The organism is Rhodococcus sp. NCIMB 12038 (genome assembly GCF_002165735.1).
In the GTDB taxonomy this organism is placed as follows: domain Bacteria; phylum Actinomycetota; class Actinomycetes; order Mycobacteriales; family Mycobacteriaceae; genus Rhodococcus_F.
Genome location: NZ_NHML01000006.1, coordinates 99,359 through 121,020, shown reverse-complemented (window position 1 = coordinate 121,020; position 21,662 = coordinate 99,359). Strand labels below are relative to the sequence as shown.

Annotated in this window: 21 protein-coding genes; 10 read left to right on the top strand and 11 right to left on the bottom strand. The window is 69.0% G+C overall.

Going from position 1 to position 21,662, the window contains the following annotated elements; genetic code table 11:
* Positions 1-8 precede the first annotated feature (8 nt).
* Positions 9-1,514 carry an MFS transporter gene (locus CA951_RS10805; RefSeq protein WP_256973507.1) on the bottom strand — a complete coding sequence of 502 codons (1,506 nt, stop codon included), beginning with the start codon at positions 1,512-1,514 and terminating at the stop codon, positions 9-11.
* 164 nt (positions 1,515-1,678) lie between these two features.
* On the opposite strand from CA951_RS10805, the gene CA951_RS10800 reads away from it, so the two are divergent.
* The gene (locus CA951_RS10800; RefSeq protein WP_087556845.1) at positions 1,679-2,350 is read left to right on the top strand and encodes a TetR/AcrR family transcriptional regulator; all 672 of its coding nucleotides are present in this window, start codon (positions 1,679-1,681) and stop codon (positions 2,348-2,350) included.
* Positions 2,351-2,553: 203 nt separating this feature from the next.
* Here the strand turns inward: CA951_RS10800 and CA951_RS10795 are convergent, their stop codons facing one another.
* The gene (locus tag CA951_RS10795; protein ID WP_087556844.1) at positions 2,554-3,609 is read right to left on the bottom strand and encodes an adenylate/guanylate cyclase domain-containing protein; all 1,056 of its coding nucleotides are present in this window, start codon (positions 3,607-3,609) and stop codon (positions 2,554-2,556) included.
* Between the two features lie 101 nt (positions 3,610-3,710).
* Here CA951_RS10795 and CA951_RS10790 point away from each other — a divergent pair, with 101 nt between their 5' ends.
* Entirely contained in the window at positions 3,711-4,427 is a 717-nt protein-coding gene (locus tag CA951_RS10790) for a DUF6319 family protein (protein ID WP_087556843.1), read from the top strand.
* A 123-nt stretch (positions 4,428-4,550) separates the two neighbouring features.
* Entirely contained in the window at positions 4,551-5,204 is a 654-nt protein-coding gene (locus CA951_RS10785) for a S1 family peptidase (RefSeq protein WP_087556842.1), read from the top strand.
* A 66-nt stretch (positions 5,205-5,270) separates the two neighbouring features.
* Here CA951_RS10785 and ilvD read toward each other — a convergent pair whose 3' ends face one another.
* Together ilvD and CA951_RS10775 are read right to left on the bottom strand one after the other, a co-directional pair.
* Positions 5,271-6,965 carry a dihydroxy-acid dehydratase gene (gene ilvD / locus CA951_RS10780; RefSeq protein ID WP_087556841.1) on the bottom strand — a complete coding sequence of 565 codons (1,695 nt, stop codon included), beginning with the start codon at positions 6,963-6,965 and terminating at the stop codon, positions 5,271-5,273.
* A gap of 37 nt (positions 6,966-7,002) precedes the next feature.
* Positions 7,003-7,569: a TIGR03086 family metal-binding protein gene (locus tag CA951_RS10775; RefSeq protein ID WP_087556840.1), complete on the bottom strand. Its 567-nt coding sequence runs from the start codon at positions 7,567-7,569 to the stop codon at positions 7,003-7,005.
* A gap of 84 nt (positions 7,570-7,653) precedes the next feature.
* On the opposite strand from CA951_RS10775, the gene CA951_RS10770 reads away from it, so the two are divergent.
* The 4 genes from CA951_RS10770 to CA951_RS10755 all read left to right on the top strand — a co-directional run bounded on the left by CA951_RS10770 (position 7,654) and on the right by CA951_RS10755 (position 12,549).
* Positions 7,654-8,652 carry an aldo/keto reductase gene (locus CA951_RS10770; protein ID WP_087556839.1) on the top strand — a complete coding sequence of 333 codons (999 nt, stop codon included), beginning with the start codon at positions 7,654-7,656 and terminating at the stop codon, positions 8,650-8,652.
* Between the two features lie 45 nt (positions 8,653-8,697).
* Positions 8,698-9,975, top strand: a complete 1,278-nt coding sequence (locus CA951_RS10765) for a nitrate/nitrite transporter (RefSeq protein WP_087556838.1) — start codon at positions 8,698-8,700, stop codon at positions 9,973-9,975.
* A gap of 82 nt (positions 9,976-10,057) precedes the next feature.
* Positions 10,058-11,638, top strand: a complete 1,581-nt coding sequence (locus CA951_RS10760; RefSeq protein ID WP_087556837.1) for an FAD-binding oxidoreductase — start codon at positions 10,058-10,060, stop codon at positions 11,636-11,638.
* Positions 11,635-12,549: a diacylglycerol kinase gene (locus CA951_RS10755; RefSeq protein ID WP_087556836.1), complete on the top strand. Its 915-nt coding sequence runs from the start codon at positions 11,635-11,637 to the stop codon at positions 12,547-12,549. Before CA951_RS10760 ends, CA951_RS10755 begins: the two co-directional genes overlap by 4 nt.
* 4 nt (positions 12,550-12,553) lie before the next feature.
* Here the strand turns inward: CA951_RS10755 and CA951_RS10750 are convergent, their stop codons facing one another.
* Entirely contained in the window at positions 12,554-12,937 is a 384-nt protein-coding gene (locus tag CA951_RS10750) for an RNA-binding S4 domain-containing protein (protein ID WP_087556835.1), read from the bottom strand.
* Between the two features lie 34 nt (positions 12,938-12,971).
* Entirely contained in the window at positions 12,972-14,471 is a 1,500-nt protein-coding gene (locus tag CA951_RS10745; RefSeq protein WP_087556834.1) for an MFS transporter, read from the bottom strand.
* Between the two features lie 6 nt (positions 14,472-14,477).
* Here CA951_RS10745 and CA951_RS43390 point away from each other — a divergent pair, with 6 nt between their 5' ends.
* Positions 14,478-14,615, top strand: coding sequence for a hypothetical protein (locus CA951_RS43390; RefSeq protein ID WP_179220168.1), 138 nt, complete (start codon positions 14,478-14,480; stop codon positions 14,613-14,615).
* A gap of 53 nt (positions 14,616-14,668) precedes the next feature.
* Positions 14,669-15,079, top strand: coding sequence for a hypothetical protein (locus CA951_RS10740; protein ID WP_087556833.1), 411 nt, complete (start codon positions 14,669-14,671; stop codon positions 15,077-15,079).
* A gap of 12 nt (positions 15,080-15,091) precedes the next feature.
* On the opposite strand, the gene CA951_RS10735 is transcribed toward CA951_RS10740, so the two are convergent.
* Positions 15,092-16,540, bottom strand: a complete 1,449-nt coding sequence (locus tag CA951_RS10735) for an MFS transporter (protein WP_087556832.1) — start codon at positions 16,538-16,540, stop codon at positions 15,092-15,094.
* Positions 16,438-17,760: a hypothetical protein gene (locus tag CA951_RS10730; protein ID WP_256973469.1), complete on the bottom strand. Its 1,323-nt coding sequence runs from the start codon at positions 17,758-17,760 to the stop codon at positions 16,438-16,440. Before CA951_RS10730 ends, CA951_RS10735 begins: the two co-directional genes overlap by 103 nt.
* 91 nt (positions 17,761-17,851) lie before the next feature.
* Between CA951_RS10730 and ubiG the strand changes: the two genes are divergently transcribed.
* On the top strand, positions 17,852-18,691 hold the full coding sequence (ubiG, locus tag CA951_RS10725; RefSeq protein WP_087556831.1) for a bifunctional 2-polyprenyl-6-hydroxyphenol methylase/3-demethylubiquinol 3-O-methyltransferase UbiG: 840 nt from the start codon (positions 17,852-17,854) through the stop codon (positions 18,689-18,691).
* On the opposite strand, the gene CA951_RS10720 is transcribed toward ubiG, so the two are convergent.
* From CA951_RS10720 to CA951_RS10710, 3 genes are all read right to left on the bottom strand, one after another.
* Positions 18,682-19,530: a 3-hydroxybutyryl-CoA dehydrogenase gene (locus CA951_RS10720; RefSeq protein ID WP_087556830.1), complete on the bottom strand. Its 849-nt coding sequence runs from the start codon at positions 19,528-19,530 to the stop codon at positions 18,682-18,684. The genes ubiG and CA951_RS10720 overlap by 10 nt on opposite strands.
* Before the next feature lie 74 nt (positions 19,531-19,604).
* Positions 19,605-20,765 carry an acyl-CoA dehydrogenase gene (locus CA951_RS10715; protein WP_087556829.1) on the bottom strand — a complete coding sequence of 387 codons (1,161 nt, stop codon included), beginning with the start codon at positions 20,763-20,765 and terminating at the stop codon, positions 19,605-19,607.
* A 174-nt stretch (positions 20,766-20,939) separates the two neighbouring features.
* Positions 20,940-21,638: a TetR family transcriptional regulator gene (locus CA951_RS10710; protein ID WP_087556828.1), complete on the bottom strand. Its 699-nt coding sequence runs from the start codon at positions 21,636-21,638 to the stop codon at positions 20,940-20,942.
* Positions 21,639-21,662: the final 24 nt, after the last annotated feature.

Genomic DNA, 21,662 nt, shown 5'->3' with positions numbered 1-21,662 from the left:
ACGTCCGCTCAGTCGATCTCGGCCAGTTCCTGCGGCGATTCGGCCTTCGGCACGGACCCCTTCCGTCCCGGCGCCCACACCGCGAGCAGCAGCGATGCGCCGAACAGCACGCAGGCCAGAACGATGGACGCCTCGTCGAAACCCTTCAGGAACGAATCCCGGGCGAACGTCGCAAGTTGCTCACCCTGCGGGCCCGCGACGTCCGCAACCTGCAGTGCCGCCGCCAGCGAACTCGACACCGGCTCCTTCGCGGCCTCGGGAACGGCGTCGACGGCCGGCTGCACATGTCTGCCGTAACCCGCGGCCAGGACGCTGCCCGCGAGTGCGACTCCGATGGCCGAGCCGATCTCGCGCGCCGTGTCGTTGACGGCGGATGCGACACCCTGCTTCTCGTCGGGAGTGTTCTGCACGATGGCCGATGTCGCGGGCGCCGTGCACAGTCCGATACCGAACGCGGCCACGATGAGCGGGGCGCACACCTCCGCGTAACTCGAATGCGCGTCGAGCCGCACCAGCAGGAGAATGCCCAGGCCGAGCAGCGCGGAGCCGGACGCGAGCAGCGGCCGCAGCCCGACGTGTGGGACGAGCATCGGCATGACCGCGGACATTGCCACCACCGGCACGGCGAGGGGGGCGAGCGCGAGCGCCGACTGCAGCGGCGAGTAGTCCAGCACCAGTTGCAAGTACTGGACGAGCAGGAAGAACAGCCCGAGTGAGGCGAGGAACTGCAGGAGGAGCGACATCGACCCCGAGCCGAATGCGCGATTGGCGAACAGCCGGACGTCGAGCAGGGGGTGCTTTCTGCGGAGTTCCACGAGGGCGAACGCGGCCGCGGCGGCGAGTCCGCCGACGAGCAGTCCGAGCACGGCGGGGTCCAGCCATCCGCGTTGCGGCGCCTCGATGGTTCCCAGGACGAACAGGCCGACCGCGGCGGCGATCAGTCCGGTGCCGGGCAGGTCCAGCGGTGGGCGCTCCGTCTCCCGGGACGACGAGATGGTGAAGCCCGTGACGAAGATCAGCGCGGACACCACGGTGAGGCCGATGAAGATGGCGTGCCACGACCACTTCTCGAGCAGGAATCCGGAGACCAGCAGGCCGGCGATGGCACCGGAACCGGCGACACCCGACCAGATGCCCACGGCCCGGCCCCGGTGTGCGGGCGGGAAACCCGCGGTGAGCAGCGACAGCGTGGCGGGCATGACGAGGGCGGCGCCGACGCCCGCCATCGCCCGCGAGCCGATGATCCACTCGGGTGCGTCGTTGACGAGGGGGATCGCGGTGGAGGCGCCGAAGATCAGCAGTCCGATCATGAGCAGCCCGCGCCTGCCGTACCGGTCGCCGAGTGCGCCCGCCGGAAGCAGCAGGGCGGCCAGGGTGAGGGTGTAACCGTCGACGATCCACGTCAGCTGGCTCTGCGTCGCGCCCGTGTCGCGGGCGAGGTCGGGGAGCGCGGTGTTGAGGGCCGCCATCGCCGCGACGACGAGGGCGACGGCGCAGCACGAGACCGTGAGCATCCATATCTGCCGCAGGCTCCAGCCCGCGTTCTCCGGTCGTCCCTGCTGTGCCCGTGGTGTCTCGTTCCGAGCGTGCACGACACTCCTCCCGATGGAAATGAGACTGTCAGTATCGTTGGTAGACTAATAGTTCACAAGAGGTCGGGCAGTGGCAGGAACGGGCGGTGCAGATGACCGAGCAGGATCCCCGCAGGCAGCGCTCGCGTGCGCGACTTCTCGACGCCGCGACAACTCTTCTCGCGAAGGGCGGCACGGACGCCGTCACCATCGACGCCGTCACCACACTGGCGAAGGTGGCTCGCGCCACGCTCTACCGGCATTTCGACAACGGCACCGAACTGGTGGCCGCGGCGTTCGGGCGGCTGATTCCGCCCGCCCCCACGGTGCTCGCCGAAGGTGACCTCCGGGACCGGCTGGTCGAACTGATGGTCAGTCAGGCGAAACTCATCGAGAGTGCCCCCATGAACGTGACGGCGATGTGCTGGCTGGGCATGGGCCCCGCGCTGGACGACTACTCGAGCGCGGACGCCGCCCAGTCGGACAAACCGGAACTGCGGACGCTCCGGCAGACGATCGTCGCGCAGTACCGGGCAGCGTTCGACCAGGTCTTCGGCACACCCGAGGCGGCGGAACGCCTCGGACAATTCGACTACGACCTCGCCCTCGCCCAGCTTCTCGGACCGCTCGTCTTCACCCGGCTCGCCACCCTCACCCCGCTGGGACGCGCCGCGTGTGAGCAGATCGTCGACGACTTCCTCGCGGCACGCGCCGCCCAGGTCGAAGCCGGTGCCCGCCCGCCCGCGCTGCGCGAGATACCCCCTGCTCAGGCATTATGACGTCGACAGCTCAGGCTGTCGTCATTACCGTGGCAGTGCGCGCGGCACCTGACGCCGTGCCTGTCTGATGAATGGTGTGGGAAGGTTTTTCGATGATCACTGATGCACTCAACTGGCTCCTCGGTGCGTGGGGCGGCGTCGCCGCCGGCAGCAGCGGATACTCCATCCCGCCCGGAACCCTTCCCTTCGGAAGCTGACGCTCGTCAGGCGTCCCGATTCCGGCGCAGCACGAATTGCTCGAGCCTGCGTATCCCTCGAACGCGTCGTGGGCGTAGCTGTTTGAGGTAGTAATCGGGAGCGCCGTCGAGTTCGTGGGCGAGTTCCTCGTCGATCAGCACCGTGCCGGGACGCGCCGAACCGGTGAGTCTCGCCGCGGTGTTGACGACGGAACCGTAGAGGTCGCCGAACCGGACGAGAACCGGACCCATCGCGAGACCGACCCGAAGTTCGGGGTCCGACTCGTCCGGCAGGACCCGCTCCTGGAGTTGCAGGGCGATCTCCGCCGCATCGGCCGGCGATTCGACGGCGAACATCACCTCGTCGCCGACCGTTTTCACCACCCACCCCTGATGCCCGCCGATCACCGTCGTCGAGGCCGATTCGAAGCGTTCCAGCAGGTCCGCGAGGTCTCGGGCACCGAGTTGACGCGTCAGCGACGTGTACCCGACGATGTCCGCGAACCCGACCACCAGGGTCCGGCTCGCGACCTCCTCACCGGGATTGCCCACGTTGCGGCCCGTGGTCGAGGCGACGTGCCTGCGCCACACGTACGCCTGCAGCGACTCGACCGCCGGCAGGATCTCGGCGGTGAGCCCCCGCACCTGCTCCCGGATCGCCTGCTCGTCGCTGCCCGCCGAATCCGCGAGTTGATCGACGATGTGCGTGCTGATCAGCGACACCTGCCATTCGGCGAGCCGCGACAACGACTGACCCAGCGCGCGGGCCGCCGCCACTTCGCGTTCCGGCGAGATGATCCCCCGGTCGACGAGCGACGCGATGGTCCGCAACGCGGCGGCGTCCCCCTCGGTGAACATGACGCTGTCGGGGTCGATGTCGACCGCGAACCCCATCGACACCCACAGACGGTCCGCCCGCTCGAGGGAGACACCCGCGATATCGGCGATCTCCGCCCGCGTGTACCGGCGGGGCCCGCCGAGCAGCGACTCCTCGAGATCGGCCTGGACGTCGCGGAGCAGGGTCGGTGAGATCTCCGTCGGCGTTGCCGTCTCGTCTTCGTTCTCCGGTGCTTCCGAGGTCACGTCGTTCCTCTCGTTACGTTCGATGCGGAACCGTCGGTGGGGTGTGCAAGAGTTGCGGTGCCCACGAGCGTAACCAGGAGACAGACCAGAAAGGACAGCGCATGCCGCCCCGTAGACGTTCCGGCGCCGCCGCACCGGATCACCTGACCGCGGAGAATCTCGAGACCCTCGCTGCCGCGATCGCGGAAGGCAAGCGAGCCACCGTGTATCTGCGCGACGCGATGCCCAGCCTCGGGCTCGAGGCCGGAGCCTCGGCGAAAGTCATCTCCGTGCAAGGCAATACGGTCCTGATCCGCCCCAAGGGCGTCGACGACGAGCTCCCCTTCGAAGCCGAGGAGCTTCTGATGAGACGAATTCCGGCGCCCAAGTCGGTGCCCGTCGCCGCGCCCGCCGTCGCCGCGCCGGTCGTGCACCAGGAGATCGAACCAGGTCCGCCGCCCGCCCCCAAGGCGCCCGCGACGAAGGCCGTCGCGGTGCCGCAACCGGCCGCCGCCGCGGTCCCGAAACCCGCCGCGGCACCGGCCAAGCGCACCGCCAAGAAGGTGCCTGCCGGAGTCAGCGTCACCATCCACGCCGGCGCCGACAACGACTGGAGCGTCACCGTCGCGCACGGAGCCAAGCGTCCCGGCAAGGCCGTCCCGGTGTCTCCGGACGCCGTCGAGCGTGCGGTCCGGGAACTCGGCGAGGAGACGGCGATCGAGGCCGTCGAGTCGATCATCGTGGCGGCGCGCAACCTCGCCGCGGCCCGGGTGGACGAGCTGAGCCGGCAACTCGAGGACGCCCGGAAAGCGCTGGAGGCCCTCGGCGCGGGCGAGTAGTACCGGAGTGGGCAACGGCCGCGGTCTCTACATCGGCATTCCCCCACGCAGGTCTTGCGCGGGATGGGATTCTTATGGAGAGACACGCGGCCGTCGGGGCTCATTTCCGGGAAGGTTCGAAAAATGTTGAAACGATTCGCGGCGGTTGTTGCGGCGACAGCGGGAATTCTGGGATTCGTTGCGGCAGGGACCGCGACAGCAGCTCCGGCCGCCGTCATGGGGGGCGGTTCGGGGATCGTGGTGAACGACGAACTCGTCTGTTCACTCACCACCATCGGACACGACAATGCGGGCCGGCTCGTCGGCCTGACGGCGGGCCACTGCGGTGAGGTCGGCTCGTACGTGGTGCCCGAGGCCAGTCAGGACAGCGGCATCATCGGCAAGTTCGTCATCTCCAACCCCGCCCTCGACTACGCGGTGATCCAGTTCGATCCGGCGAAGGTCGTCCCCGTCAACCGGGTCGGCGGCGTCACCATCACCCAGATCGGCGCACCGGCGGGCTTCCCCCAGGTGGCGTGCAAGGAAGGCCGCACCACGGGAAACACCTGCGGCATCGTCTACGGCGACCTCATGCAGACGGGGGAGACGTGGACCCAGGCCTGTGTGATCGAAGGTGACTCGGGCGCACCGATGGTCGTCGGCACCACCCTTGTCGCCATGGTCAATGCCTACCTCGCGGCGCCGTGCATCGGCCCGGAGATCGGCACCAACCTCAATTCGATCGTCAACGACATGAACGCCAACGCCGGTCCCGGCGCGGGGTTCCGGCCCATCTAGGCCCTCCGGGCTCGTGCGCCTTTCTGGTAGCCAGGACAACCAGAAAGGCGCACGGGCGCGGAGTGCCTACCCGCAGACGGCGCCGCCCGAGGCGGAACCGACGAGCTTCGTGTACTTGGCCAGCACTCCGCGGGTGTAGCGCGGGGGCAGCGGTTCCCACCCGTTCTTGCGGTCGGCGAGTTCCTTCTCGTCGACGAGCAGTTCCAGCGTGCCCGTTCCGACGTCCAGGCGGATCTGGTCGCCGTCGCGGACGAACGCGATGGGACCGCCGTCGACGGCCTCCGGTGCCACGTGCCCGACGCAGAGGCCGGTGGTGCCGCCGGAGAATCGGCCGTCGGTGAGCAGCAGGACGTCCTTGCCCAGGCCTGCGCCCTTGATGGCGCCGGTGATCGCGAGCATCTCGCGCATGCCGGGACCGCCCTTGGGGCCCTCGTAGCGGATGACGACGACGTCGCCGCCCGTGATGGTGCCGTCCTCGAGGGCGTCCATCGCGGCCCGCTCCCGTTCGAAGACGCGTGCCGTGCCGGTGAAGACGTCGGAGTCGAACCCGGCGGACTTCACCACCGCGCCGCCCGGGGCGAGGGAACCCTTCAGGATCGTGATGCCGCCGGTCGGGTGGATGGGCGTACTCATCGCGCGCAGCACCTTGCCGTCCGGGTCGGGCGGCGCGATGTCGGCCAGGTTCTCGGCCATGGTCCGGCCGGTGACGGTCAGGCAGTCGCCGTGCAGCATGCCGGCGTCGAGGAGGGCCTTCATGATGACGGGGACGCCGCCGATGTGGTCGACGTCCTTCATCACGTGCTTGCCGAACGGTTTGACGTCCGCGAGGTGCGGGACGCGGGCGCCGACGCGGGAGAAGTCCTCGAGTGTGAGTTCCACTTCGGCTTCGCTGGCGATGGCCAGCAGATGCAGGACGGCGTTGGTGGAACCGCCGAACGCCATGACCACGGCGATGGCGTTCTCGAACGCCTCCTTGGTGAGGATGTCCCTGGCGGTGATGCCGCGGCGGAGCAGTTCGACGACGGCTTCGCCGCTGCGCCTCGCGAATCCGTCGCGACGACGGTCGGTGGCGGGCGGGGACGCGCTGCCGGGCAGCGACATGCCGAGCGCCTCGGCGGCACTGGCCATCGTGTTCGCCGTGTACATGCCGCCGCACGCACCTTCGCCGGGGCAGATGGCGCGTTCGATGGCGTCGACGTCCTCGCGGCTCATCAGTCCGCGCGAACACGCGCCGACCGCCTCGAATGCGTCGATGATGGTGACGTCGAGTTCGGTGCCGTCGGACAGTTTGGCGATGCCCGGCAGGATCGACCCCGCGTAGAGGAACACGCTCGACAGGTCGAGGCGGGCCGCGGCCATCAGCATGCCGGGCAGCGACTTGTCGCAACCGGCGAGCAGCACCGACCCGTCGAGGCGTTCGGCCTGCATCACCGTTTCCACACTGTCGGCGATCACCTCACGGGACACGAGGGAGAAGTGCATGCCCTCGTGTCCCATCGAGATGCCGTCGGAGACGGAGATGGTGCCGAACTCGAGGGGGTACCCGCCAGCGGCGTGGACGCCGTCCTTGACGGCCTTCGCGAGCCGGTCGAGCGACAGGTTGCAGGGGGTGATCTCGTTCCACGACGACGCCACGCCGATCTGGGATTTTCCCCAGTCGTCGTCGCCCATTCCCACCGCACGGAGCATGCCGCGTGCTGCGGTCTTCTCCAGTCCGTCGGTGACGTCGCGGCTGCGGGGTTTCGGATCCGGGGTATTCATGGATCCCAGCGTAGGCGGGACCCTCGGGCGCGGTTGGTTAAATGCGTTGCCGGGGATCGCGACCGGTCAGGGCGATCAGGCGATCCTGCAGCGGCGCGTCGCCGGGGACGTCGACGGGGTCGGCGAACAGCCCGCTCTCGGACAGCATCTCGCGTTGGCTGTCGAGGTCCGACCAGACGCCGGCGACGAGGTGCTGGTCGAGCGTGTCGTCGGATCCGGTGGCCTTGGCGAGGTCCCAGGCGTGGATGGTGACGTCGGCGATCTGCTGCCGCAGGTACGGCTCGAGCGGCACCGTGCCGTAGGACAGGTGCACGTGCGTCTGCGGGTCGGTCGACGACCATGCGCGGATGGCCGCATCCGAGTACCGCTGCCATTCGGTCCGCATGTCTCCGTGCAGGGGCTCGATATCCGGGGTCGCCTCGCCCACCGTCTTCCCGGCGAGCAGCGGGGGAACCCACTGCTGCTCCTCGATGACGTGCCGCACCAGTTGGGTGACGTCCCATTCGCGGTCCGGTGTCGGCGCCGACCAGTCGGTGATTGCGGCGACCCGCGCACCGAACTCGCGGTGGGCGATGCGGGCGAGTTCGAACCAGTCGAAGGCCATGCCTTCAGGGTAGAGGCAGCCGGGTCACGATCAGCGCGATTCCAAACGATGCACCTGTCGGGGTGCTCGGGAAGGATGGGGCGCATGACCAACATCCCCACCGTGCAGTTGTCCGAAGGCCTCACCGTCAGTGCGCAGGGCTACGGCGCCATGTCCGTCGCCCCCGTGTACGGGCCCGTCGATCCCGCGGAGGCGCTCGCGACCCTCCACCACGCCATCGACATCGGGGTGACGTTCATCGACACGGCCAACGTGTACGGCGACGGCGCGAGCGAGATCGCGGTGGGCACGGTGCTGAAGGAACGCCGCGACGAGGTGCAGTTGGCCACCAAGTTCGGTCTCGTCGGCAACATCGCGAACGGCAGGCGCAGCATCAACGGCAAGCCCGAGTACGTGGGGCAGGCCCTCGACGAATCGCTGAGCCGGCTCGGCGTCGACACCGTCGACCTCTACTACCTGCACCGCGTCGACCCCGAGGTGCCCATCGAGGACACCGTCGGCGCGATCGCGGAACAGGTGAAGGCCGGGAAAGTCCGCCACATCGGACTGTCGGAGGCGACCGGCGACGAACTCCGTCGCGCGTCGCAGGTGCATCCCATCGCCGCGATCCAGAGCGAGTGGAGCATCTGGAGTCGGGACGTCGAGAAGTACGTGGTTCCCGCGGCGGCGGAACTGGGCATCGGCTTCGTGCCGTACTCGCCCGTGGGCCGGGGCTTCCTCACCGGAACGTACGACCCGGCCGTGCTGGGCGACAAGGATCTGCGTCGCCGGTTCCCGCGTTTCGGGGACGACGCGCTGCCGTCGAACCTGAAGGTGCTCGACGTCGTCCGCGAGGTGGCCGCCGAACTCGACGCGACGCCCGCGCAGGTGTCGCTGGCGTGGCTGGACGCGAAGGGCCGCGAGTTCGGGTTGCCGTCCGTGTCGATTCCCGGCACCCGGTTCGCGGCCCGTGTGACGGAGAACGCAGGCGCGGTCGCCCTCACGCTGACCGAGGGGCAGATCGCCCGCCTGGACCTGCTCGCGGACCTCACCGTCGGCGAGCGCACGGCCGACCCGACGTGGGTGTCGCTGGGCCGCGAGTGACTTCACTCAGCGGGTAATACCTGCTGACGGGTAGTTTGATCTGCGATGAGCAGAGTGTGGTTGGTGTGGGGCGTCGGGGTTGTCGCATATATCGTCGCCGTCCTGCATCGAACCTCGTTCGGTGTGTCGGGGCTCGCGGCGTCGGAACGATTTTCGATCAGTCCGAGTGTGCTGTCGAGTTTCGTCGTGCTCCAGATCGTGGTGTACGCGGGGATGCAGATCCCGGCCGGTGTGCTCCTCGACCGGTACGGGTCGCGGGTCATGATCGCCGCCGGCGCGCTCATCATGGCGTCGGCGCAGATGGTGCTCGCGCTCACCGAATCGCTGCCGCTGGCCGTCGCCGCGCGCGTGTTCGTCGGCATCGGCGACGCGATGACGTTCATCTCCGTGCTGCGCCTGGTGCCGCAATGGTTCGCGCCGCGGCGGGTCCCACTCGTGTCCCAGCTGACGGGCATCTTCGGTCAGATCGGTCAGATCCTGTCGGCGCTGCCGTTGATGCTGCTGCTGAACGGGCCGGGCTGGAGTTTCGCGTACGGCACTGCGGCGTCGCTCGGGTTGCTGTCCTTCGTGCTGGCCGTGTCCGTCATCCGCAACGCCCCGCCCGGTCTCGAGGTGGTGGCCGCACCCGCCGGACTGCGGGAGGTGGGGACGCAGATCCGCGCCGTGTGGCGGCGGCACGGCACCCGGCTGGGCTTCTTCACCCACATGGGCACGCAGTTCTCGATGACGACGTTCGCGCTGCTGTGGGGTGTGCCGTATCTGCGGTCGGCGCAGGGGTTGTCGGCGGCCGAGGCCGGTTCGCTGCTCACCCTGTCGGTGATCTCGGCGATCGTGGCCGGGCCGGTCATCGGCATCCTCAGCGGCCGGTTCCCGATGCGCCGCTCGTATCTGGTGCTGGCGATCATGATCAGCAACGCGGCGATGTGGACCGTCGTGCTGGCGCTGCCGGGTCCGGCGCCGATCTGGTTGCTGGCCCTTCTGGTGATGGTGATCTCGGTGGGTGGCCCCGGTTCGATGATCGGCTTCGACTACGCCCGCATGTTCAACCCCAGCACCAGCATGGGAACCGCGCAGGGAATGGTCAACATCGGTGGCTTCCTGGCGTCGTTGCTGGTCATCCAGGCGATGGGGCTCATCCTCGACGCGATGGGCGGGTACTCGTTCGACAGTTTCCGGGTGGCCTGGCTCGTGCAGTATCCGGTGTGGATCGTGGCGATCACCGGGGTTCTGGTGACGCGGGGGAAGACGCGGAAGCAGATGGGACTGGTGCTGCGGCCGATCCGGCAGGTGTGGCGGGAGCGGGGCGATCGCCCGAAGGGCTAGTTACACTCTTACATAATGTGTAACACTATAACGCATGAGCAATGAGCGTTCGGAAGATCACGCCGTCCTGACGGCACCCCCGATGCAGTGGGACGCCTGGGGCGCGCCCGAGAAGCACAAGGTCCTCTCGGACGGCATCAAGGGACTGCTGCAGCAGGCGCTCGGCGTCACCATCCGGGAACCCTCCGACCGGGCGGCAGACGACGTCGTCCTCGCTCCGAGCGCACTGTCCGAACGGCACGTCGCCGCGCTCGCGGGCATCGTCGGAGAACGGTTCGCCAGTACCGCACACGCCGACCGGTTGCTGCGTTCGGGCGGCAAGAGCACGCTCGACCTGCTGCGCCGCCGCAGCACCGAACCCCAGAACGCGCCCGACGCCGTCGTCACCCCCGGCACCGACGCCGAGGTCGCCGACGTGCTCCGGTACTGCGCCGCCAACGGCGTCGCCGTGGTCCCGTTCGGCGGCGGCACCAGCGTCGTCGGCGGACTCGACCCGGTGCGCGACCGATTCGACGCCGTCGTCTCGCTGGACCTGCGCCGGTTCGACTCGCTGATCGACCTCGACACCGACTCCGGCATCGCGACGCTGGGAGCGGGCGTGACGGGCCCGCTCGCCGAGGAACTGCTCGGCGCACACGGCTTCTCCCTCGGGCACTTCCCGCAGAGTTTCATGTTCGCGACCATCGGCGGTTTCGCAGCAACCCGGTCGTCGGGGCAGGCGTCCGCGGGGTACGGCCGGTTCGAGGACATGGTCCAGGGACTGCGGGTGGTGACCCCCACCGGGACCCTCGACACGGGGCGTGCCCCGGCCTCCGCGGCGGGCCCGGACCTCGGCGAACTGTTCGTCGGGTCGGAGGGCACGCTCGGCGTCATCACCCGGGTGCGGGTGCGGGTGCACGCGGTCCCGGCCACCACCGTCCGGGAGGGGTGGCGTTTCCCCGACTTCGAGACGGGCGCGGCCGCACTGCGCGCGCTGCGGCAGGAGGGTGCGGTCCCGACCGTGCTGCGACTGTCCGACGAGGCGGAGACGGCGGTGAACCTGGCGACCACCGACAAGATCGGCGAGGAGACCGTCACCGGCGGCTGCCTGGCGATCACCACGTTCGAGGGCACCGCCGAGCACACCGCGGAGCGGACGGCGGAGGCCCGCGCGGTGTTGGAGGCGCACGGCGGCACGTCGCTGGGTGAGGAACCCGGAAACGGCTGGGAGCACGGCCGTTTCGACGCACCGTACCTGCGCGACTCGCTGCTCGACGCGGGAGCGCTGTGCGAGACACTGGAAACCGCGACCACCTGGGGCAATCTCGCCGCCCTCCGCACGGCGGCAACCACCGCGCTCACGGAATCGCTGTCGGCGCAGGGCACTCCGCCGCTCGTCCTCTGCCACATCTCGCACACGTACCCGACGGGCGCTTCGCTGTACTTCACCGTCGTGTCCGCGCAGGTGGACGACCCGATCGAGCAGTGGCGGAAGGCCAAGACCGCCGCCGGGGACGCGATCGTCGCCGCCGGCGGAACCATCACGCACCACCACGCGGTCGGCGTCGACCACCGCCCGTGGATGCGGGACGAGATCGGCGATCTGGGCGTCACGATTCTGCGGGCCGTCAAGGACGCCGTCGATCCTGCGGGAATCCTCAACCCCGGCAAGCTGATTCCGTGAGCACGCAGCAGGTGATCGAGAAGGTCACCGTCCTCGTCAACCCGCTCGCCGGGCACGGTCACGCGCCGGTCGCCGGACGCAAGGGCGTCGCGCGCCTGCGGGAACGGGGCGTCGCCGTCACCGAAATCATCGGGACGGACGCCGATCACGCGCGCACGCTGGCCCGGCGGGCGATCGACGACGGCACCGACGCGCTCGTCGTCGTCGGGGGAGACGGCGCCATCAGCATCGGGTTGCAGGCGGCGGCGCAGTCCGGGACACCTGTCGGGCTGATCCCCGCGGGCACCGGCAACGACCATGCGCGCGAATTCGGCATCCCGGTCGGCGATCCCGTCGCGGCCGCCGACGTCATCGCGGACGGCGAGGTGCAGGAATCCGACCTCGCCCGGATCACCCTCGACGACGGTGCGGTCGTGTGGGCGGGCACGATCGTCGCGAGCGGTTTCGACTCACTCGTCACCGACCGCGCCAACCGGATGTCCTGGCCGAAGGGCCCGATGCGGTACAACCTGGCGATGCTCGCCGAACTGACGCAACTCCGGCCGCTGCACTACCGCATCGAACTCGACGACCAGACCGTCGAGGTCGACGCGACGCTGGTCGCCGTCGGCAACGGCCGCTCCTACGGCGGTGGGATGCAGATCTGCCCCAACGCGGACAAGACCGACGGACTGCTCGACGTCACCGTCGTCGACTACGGCCGCCGGTCGAGGCTGGTCCGGCTGTTCCCGCGCGTCTACAAGGGCACCCACGTGGAACTCCCCGACGTGCAGACCTACCGTTCACGGACGGTGCGACTGCAGTGCGACAGCATCACGGCGTACGCGGACGGCGACCGCGTCGGCCCGCTGCCGGTCACCATCGAGGCGGTGCCTGCCGCGCTGCGGATCCTCAGCCACACCCCGGCCTGAACGGTCACAGCCCGCGCAACCGGTCCATGTCGCGGCGTTCGCGTTTGGTGGGCCTGCCCGCGCCGCGGTCGCGCTGCGGGATCGACGCGAGGACCTCGCGCGGCGGGGGTGGTGGTGTGTTGTCGGTGTAGCACTCGACGGCCACCACGGCGCCCACCCGTTTGGTGATCGGCCGGATCACCTCGACGATCCGTTCGACACCCGCCGCGCGGATGCGGACCTCGTCGCCTGCTTTGACCGGCTGCGCGGGTTTCGCGGTGCTGCCGTTGACCCGCACATGCCCCGACCGGCACGCGGCCGCCGCCGCGGAACGCGTCTTGAACAGCCGGACCGCCCACGTCCAGCTGTCGACGCGGACGCTCGACGGGTCGGTACCGGAAATCGCCACCGGACCAGGATACGAAAGCGTGCCGGCGGGTGCGTCACCCCTCGGTGGGCCTCGGCCGCGCGAGGGCCGGTTGCACCGCCGGACCGGTGACGTCGCAATGCGGCTTGCACGCGACCGACTCCGGTATGGGACCGGGCGGGACGGGACCGCGCGGGGCGGGAGCCGGCGCGGCGGGCGCCCGGATCAGGACTGCGGCGATGGCCGCCCCGACGAGGAGCAGTGCGATGCAGATGAACATCGCGATGCGGAAGCCGTCCGAGAAACTGTCCGGGTCGAGCATGCTTTCGGCGTCGATCCCGGCGATCCCGGGGAGCGCGGCCACCGCCAGCAACTGGCTGGTGCGCGCGACCGCGTTGTTCACCCCGGACGCGATACCCGACTGTTCCACCGGGACCGATCCGAGCACGGCCGCGGTCAGCGGCGCGACCATGGCGGACAGTCCGAGACCGAACACGACGACGGCGGGAAGCACCACCGTCCAATAGCTCGCGTCCGGCCCGATCCGCGTCATCAACAGCAACCCGACCGCCGCGAGGGCGGGCCCGACGGTCATCGGCAGTCGCGGGCCGTGGGTCTGGGCGTAGCTGCCGGCGCGGGACGAGAACGCCAGCATCGCCAGCGTGATCGGGATGGTGGCCAGCCCGGCCTCGAGCGGCGAATACCCGGCCACCAACTGCAACTGCAGAACCAGCAGGAAGAAGACGCCGCCCAGCGCGGCATACACGGCGAGTGTCACCAGGTTCGCCGCCACGAACATCCGCGACGAGAACAGGCTCGGCGGCACCAGCGCGTTCGGGGAACGCACTTCCACGACGACGAACGCGATCAGCACGACGGCGCCCACCACCCCGGCGATCAGGTTCATCTCGATCAGACCGTAGGTGAGCGCGCCCAGACCGATAACCGCGCATGCCGAACCGAGTACGTCGAGGTGATCGGGCGGGTGCGGATCCCGGCTCTCCGGGACGTGCCGCATCGACGCCCACACGACGAGTGCGGCCAGCGGAAGGTTGAGCAGGAACACCGACCGCCAGCCGGCCACCTCCACCAGCCAGCCGCCGAGCAGAGGTCCGATGGCCCCCGCCACCCCGCCGAGCCCGGACCACAGTCCGATCGCGGCGCCCCGGTCGTCCTCGTGGATCGACGCCGAGATCAGCGCGAGACTGCCGGGGGTCAGCATCGCGGCCCCGACGCCCTGCAGAATCCGTGCGATCACGAGCAGGGGGATGTCGGGTGCGATGCCGCACAGCAGGGACGCCGCCGCGAACCACACCGTCCCCCAGACGAAGACGCGGCGCCTGCCCCAGCGGTCCCCGAGCGCCCCGCCCAGCAGGATCAGCGACGCCAGGGCCAGGGTGTAGCCGCTGAGAATCCACTGCAGTCCGGCGACACCCGATCCGAGGTCCTCGCCGATGTGCGGCAGGGCGATGTTCACCACCGTGCCGTCCAGCAGCGCGAGGCTCGAGCCGAGCACGGTGGCGACGACGACCCACCGCCCCCGGCGGGTGCTCAGGCGCAGAACGGTCTCGGTCACCTCCCCATGGTGCGCCGCGATCCGCTCGGTGCGGCGCTCGTTGCGAATTCCGGCGCCGGCTTCGGCATACTCGACGTCGTGCGTGCGACGCCGCGGGACAACGGCAACGATCCGAATAGCAACTTCTTCACACTCGCCCTGTGACGGCCGCGCGCGTGCGACACTGTCCGGCACGAACCTCGACAGACGGAGTACTCATGGACATCAAGCGCAAGGTCGCAGTCGGGGCCGTCGCGGTGGCCGGCCTGTCTCTCGTCGGCGCGGGGACGTCCGCGGCGGATCCGATCCCGGCACCCATGCCCGTCCCGGTCCCGCTGCCCGTGATGCCTGCCGGCACCTATGTGGGAACGACCAACCTTCCCGGTGCCGACCTGATCTGGAAGGGAAAGACGTTCGGGCACGGGTGGGTCATGGACAACTTCGGGGTGTTCTTCCCCTACGTCTTCGGCATGACCACCCCGGAACCGGGCGGCTCCCTCGTCACCGACTACAGCCCGTCCGGTCTGAATTTCCTCACCGACCGGATCACCCCGAAGCCGGACGGGACCTACGAGGGCACCGTCTACGTCAACGGCAACCCCGTGGTCGGGTACGCCCTCCACAAGTAGGGCGGTCGACGGCTACACCTTCGACGACGCGAGCGATTCGGTGGGAATCGCGTCCGGCGCCGAGGTCCCGGCACGGCGGGTCGGGATCGCCAGGGTGATGGCCGCGGCGACGAGCGCGACGCCGCACCCGATCAGCAGACCGGTCCGGAATCCGCCCTCCGTGGGCAGGGTGTGGCCCGCGACCTGCACGCTCATCTGTGCCAGGACCACCCCGACGACGGCCGCGGACACCGACGTGCCCACCGAACGCATCAGCGAGTTGACGCTGTTCGCGGACGCCGTCGCGGACTGCGGCACGGCGCTCATCACGAGGGCGGGCATCGCGCCGTAGGCGAGGCCCACGCCGGCGCCGCAGATGCAGGTCACCACCACCAGACCCCACGTCGACCCCATCAGGAACATCGACGATCCGTAGCCGAGGGCGATGACGAGGCTGCCGACGAGCAGCGTGACCTTGGGTCCCCGGGTGGACGACAGCTTGGCCCCGAACGGGGACACCGCCATCATCATCAGGCCCGACGGGGCCATCCACAGACCCATTGCCAGCATCGACTGTCCCAGGCCGTATCCCGTCGACGCGGGCAGCTGGAGCAGCTGCGGAACGATCAGCGACTGCGCGTACATCGCGAAGCCGACGACGACGGACGCGGCGTTGGTCAGCAGCACCTGACGTCCCGCGATGACCCGCAGGTCGACGAGGGGTTCGGGGGTGCGCAGTTCCCACCAGCCCCATGCCGTCAGCGCGATGACGGTGGTCGCGAACAGGCCGAGGGTGGTGCCGCTCGTCCAGCCCCAGTCGGCGCCCTTGGACACGGCCAGCAGCAGGCACACCAGTCCGACGCCGAGCCCGACCGCCCCGACGGGATCGAAGCGGCCCCGGGTGCCGTGGACCGGGGTGGCGGGCACGAAGTACCAGAGCAGCACGGCGATCACCGCGCTGAGCCCGGCGGCGCCCCAGAACAGCACCCGCCAGCTGGCGTTCTCGGCGAACGTCGCGGCGAGCGGCAGGCCGAGAGCGCCGCCGATCCCCATCGACGAGCTCATCAGGGCGATGGAGGAGTGCAGGCGCTCGGGCGGCAGCAGGTCCCGCAGAGCACTGATCCCCAGCGGAATCAGGCCCACACCGACGCCCTGCAGCCCGCGGCCGATCACCATCGGGGCCAGGGTTGTCGCGAGTGCGCAGACCACCGAGCCCAGGACGAGCGGCACCGTGCAGATCAGCATCATCCGGCGCTTGCCGTAGAGGTCGCCGAGACGTCCGGTGACCGGGGTCGCCACCGCGCCGGCGAGCAGCGTCGCGGTGATCACCCAGGACGCGTTGGAGGCGGTCGTGTCGAGGAGCCGGGGCAGGTCACCGATCAGCGGCACCACGAGGGTCTGCATGAGTGCGGCGACGATGCCGGTGAATGCCAGCACGGCGACGAGGCCGCCCGGGCGGACGACGGGCGTCGGACTGTCCACACGAATCTCCTTGACGTTGCGGAACGCAATTTGTGCACCATACACACTCTATGCATGGTGCACAACGTATGCATCCTGCATATTGGTCGGTCGCGGCGTCTTCCGAGGTAAGCGGCGGTGAGGCCGCACGCGACCACGGCGGCCACGGACACTCCCGTCGATGTCCACGCCCACGTGACCGGTCCGCTCGACGGCAGGCTCGACGCGAACGTGTACGTGGCCGCCAGTGGAAGGAGCAGCCACATCGCGCCGAGGTGCAGGTTGTCCCACGGCGGGTGCTCGAACACTGCCGACGCGGCCACCATCGCGAGCGCCGCGATACCCAGCACCGGCCGCGGGAAACGGCGTCCGAGCACGGTGCCCGCGAGCGCCAGCGCCGCGGGCACCAGCAGCCACGGCCACGAATCCGGGAACACGGACCTGCCGATGCCGCCCGTGGCGACGAGCGCCATAGCGGCGAGCAGCACGATCCCGGTCCGGTCCTCCAGCCACAGCGCGGCGGCGATCACCACCGCGACGAGGACGATCCCGAACACCCACCGGCCCCGCATTTCGCCGCCGGAGCCGACGTCCCACGCCCGGTGAACGAACCACCAGCACAGCACCAGTCCGACCAGCGGCACCACGATCCCCGCGACGACGGCGCGCCTGCTCACCGCGAGATCCGCCCGCTCGCCGAAGTCGCCGGACCGCAACGCCACGGCCAGAACCACGGCCGTGAGCGCGAGGACGGCCAGCGCCGCCGCATCGACGGTGGGTCCGGGAAGGTAGTCCGCGTAGCGCCGGGGAAGGGACGTCCGGAGATGCTCGATCGGTCCGCCGAGGAGGACCCCGGCGAGGACACCCGTCGCAAGTGCGGTCTGCAACCACGCTCGGTCGGCGGTGGCGCACAGTCCGACGAGACCGCCGAGGAGAAGTCCCGCAGCGACGCCGCCGAGGTACATGTCGACGTCCCAGGGCCCGGTCGAACGAGCGGCACCCAGCAGTGCGAGGCCGGCGAACGACAGCGCCGACAGGCCCCGGCGGGCACGAACCAGCACCGTCACCAGGACCGCGACCACCGCGGCGAGGGTGGCACCGGCGGCGGGATCGAGGTACGACACGTCCAGGACATCACGGCCCACGACGAACACGAACCCACCGGACCCGGTGGACGTCAACGCAATTCCCGCGACGAACCCGCCCAGCAGCAGGCACATGTGCGAGATCCGGAAAGTCATCCTCCGAGCATCGCGTACGGGTGTCGGCCTTGAAGTGACCGACGCGCAGGAGAAGGGTGGAAGTCGTCGCCGTGCGCTCGGCAGAGAAGGGGTGGTCGGCTTGGTCATCGACAACGACGTCTACAACCGGGTGGGGGAGTCGTGGTGGGAGGAGGACAACCCGCTCAATCTGCTGCACGGAAGCCTGACGCCGGGACGATTCGCCTACTTCCGCAAGGTGCTCGGCGAGACGATCGGTCGTGACTATCGCGGCCTGCGTGCCCTCGACGTCGGTTCCGGTGGCGGGTTCCTCGCGGAGGAGTTCACCCGCATCGGTTTCCGCGTGACGGGCATCGATCCGTCAGCGGTGTCGATCGACACCGCGCGCCGTCACGCCACCGGCGCGGAACTGGACATCGAGTACCGCATCGGGTCGGGCGAGCGACTCCCCGTGCCGGACTCCACATTCGACGTCGTCTACTGCTGCGACGTCCTCGAGCACGTGTCGGATCTCGACCAGGTGATCGCCGAAACCTCCCGCGTGCTGAAACCCGGGGGCCTGTACCTGTTCGACACCATCAACCGCACGTTCGTCAGCAAGCTCGTCGCCATCAAGATCATGCAGGAATGGCGGATGACCCGGATGTTCGACACCCCCATCCACGACTGGTCGATGTGTATCCGTCCCGCGGAACTGACGGCGAGCATGGAACGCCGCGACCTGCGGCTCGGCGAGATCGTCGGGCTCGGGCCGCGGTCGAAGAATCCCCTTCGGCTCCTCGACCTCGCGCGGGCGGGCGGAACCCGGCTCAGCTACGGGGAGTTGAGCCGCCGCCTCGACTTCGGGCAGATCCGGAGCACGGCCATCTCCTACATGGGATACGCCGTCGCGAACGGCGAAAGCCCGCCGCGACAACGCGACGGGCTCCCGGACGGGCGCGATCAGCTGTAGTCGTAGAAACCCTTGCCGCTCTTCTTGCCGAGGTGCCCGGCATCCACCTTGCGCTTGAGCAGCGTCGGGGGAGCGTAGTGCGGCTCGGCGAACTCCGCGTACAGCGACTCCGCCGCGGCGAGCGTGATGTCGAGACCGACGGTGTCGATCAGCGTCAGCGGACCCATCGGGTACCCGCAGCCGCCCTTCATGGCCTCGTCGATGTCCTCGGCAGTGGCGTAGCCCGACTCGAGCATCCGGACCGCCGACGTGAGGTACGGGATGAGTAGTGCGTTCACGATGAATCCCGCGCGGTCGCCGGCCCGCACCGTCTTCTTGCGCAGCGTGTTCTTCGCGTAGTCGGTGACCGCGGTGACGGTCTCCTCCGACGTGACGAGGCTGACCACGATCTCCACCAGCGGCATCACCGGCACCGGGTTGAAGAAGTGGACACCCACGACCTGCCCGGGACGCTGCGTGGCGTTGGCCATCTTGATCAGCGGAATGGACGACGTGTTGGACGCGAGGATGCCGGACGGCTTCACGACCTTGTCGAGCTTCTGGAAGATGTCGACCTTGAGGGACTCGATCTCCGGCGCCGCCTCGATGACGAGGTCGCGGTCGGCGAAGTCGTCGATGTCGAGGGTGACTCGCACGCGGGCGAGCGCGGCGTCCGCGGCCTCCTGGTCGAGCTTGCCTGCCTTGACCCCGCGGGCGAGGGACTTCTCGATCCGGGCCTGAGCGGCCTCGGCGTACTCCGGCTTCGTCTCGAGGATGAGAACCGAGCTGCCGGCCTTGATACATACCTCGGCGATGCCGGCACCCATGGTGCCGCCGCCGATCACGCCTACTAGTTCCACAAATTCTCCTCACGTAGCCGTGCGCCTTTTTGGTAGCGGCAGCTACCAAAAAGGCGCACGGGCGGCGTAGCCGCCTACTTCAACAGTGCGCGCGACATCACGACGCGCTGGATCTGGTTCGTGCCTTCGTAGATCTGTGTGATCTTCGCATCACGCATCATCCGCTCGACAGGGAAGTCCGTGGTGTAGCCGGCGCCACCGAACAGCTGGACGGCGTCGGTGGTGACCTCCATGGCGACGTCGGAGGCGAAGCACTTGGCTGCCGCGGAGATGAATCCGAGGTTCTTCTCGCCGCGCTCGGCGCGTGCCGCGGAGGTGTAGACCATGAGACGCGCGGCCTCGACCTTCATCGCCATGTCGGCGAGCATGAACTGCACGGCCTGGAAGTCGCTGATCGACTTGCCGAACTGCTTGCGGTCCTTGGTGTAGTCGAGGGCGGCGTCGAGGGCGCCCTGCGCGAGGCCGACTGCCTGCGCACCGATGGTGGGGCGGGTGTGGTCGAGCGTCTGCAGCGCCGTCTTGAAACCGGTGCCGGGCTCGCCGATGATGCGGTCGCCGGGGATCCTGCAGTTCTCGAAGTACAGCTCGGCGGTGGGCGAACCCTTGATGCCGAGCTTCTTCTCCTTCGGCCCGACGACGAATCCTTCGTCGTCCTTGTGGACCATGAACGCGGAGATGCCGTTGGCGCCCTTGTCGGCGTCGGTGACGGCCATGACGGTGTACCAGGTGGACTTGCCGCCGTTGGTGATCCAGCACTTCGACCCGTTGAGGATCCAGTCGTCGCCGTCGGCCTTGGCGCGGGTGCGCATGCTCGCGGCGTCCGAACCGGCTTCACGCTCGGACAGCGCGTACGACGCCATCGCCTCGCCGGATGCGAGCTGCGGCAGGACCTGCTGCTTGAGTTCCTCGGAGCCGTTGAGGATCAGGCCCATGGTGCCGAGCTTGTTGACGGCGGGGATCAGGGAGGAGGAGCCGCAGACGCGGGCGACCTCTTCGATGACGATGCAGGTGGCGACGGAGTCGGCGCCCTGACCGTCGTACTGCTCGGGGACGTGGATGGCGTTGAAGCCGGAGGTCACGAGGGCCTGCAGGGCCTCTTCGGGGAAGCGCGAATCTTCGTCGACTTCCTTCGCGTAGGGTGCGATCTCCTTCTCGGAGAGCGCGCGGATCGCGGACCGCAGTTCGTCGTGCTCTTCAGCGAGCTTGAACAGATCGAAGTCCGGATTTCCGGCCATGGGGGCGCTCCTTGTTGAGTCTCGACGGCACCGAGTCTGAGCGGCACTCCGTGCCAGGTTCATTTCCGTTCAGGTGGGCCGCAACGTTCTTGGTCGGCAAACTACTGCCACTACCGTGCAGTCAACCACGGCACTGAGTGCCAGTCAAGGGTGGGAGTCGTCACCCTCGGCCGCTCAACTCCGGCGCCGCGACAACTGGCTCCGAATGCGCCCGGTGATCTCCTCCACGGGAGTCCCCGGCGGGTACGAGACCACCAGCACGGCGTCCTCTTCCTGCGTGGATGCCCCCGGGGCGACGCCGAACGTCCGGCGCACGTCGAGGAGGGCCCGTTCCAGTTCCTCCGCGGTGGCGTCCGGGTCGCCCTTGATCATGTTCCGGAGCAGGAAGTTGTGGCACGCGGTGACAGCGGCCGTGAATCCGATCACCTTCAGGACCGGTTCGGTGGGCACGACACCGCGCAGATAGTCGACGAACAATCGTTCGTAGCGGACGCCGGTGACGATCTCCCGGTCGCGGAGCGCGGGAGATCGCTGCACCACCTGGTACCGGCGCAGCGACAGTTCCCGGTTCTCCCGGAACCTGTCGAAGACCAGGCGCGCCGTCCTGCAGACCGCCGCCCACGGATCGTCGGTTTCCTCGGACAGATAGGCCTCTGCCTGCTGCAACAGTGATTCGTGATCGGCGAAGATCACGTCCTCCTTGGAGCGGAACTGGCGGAAGAACGTCCGCCGGGACACCCCGGCGGCCGACGCGATCTGCTCGACGGTCGTCGCCTCGTACCCGTTCTCGGAGAACAGCCGGATGGCCTGCGCCACCACGTGGACGCGGAAGTCCGCGGGATCGATGCCGGGAGTGTCGACGCGCTCGGTCATGAGGCCCAGTATCCATCGGCGGCA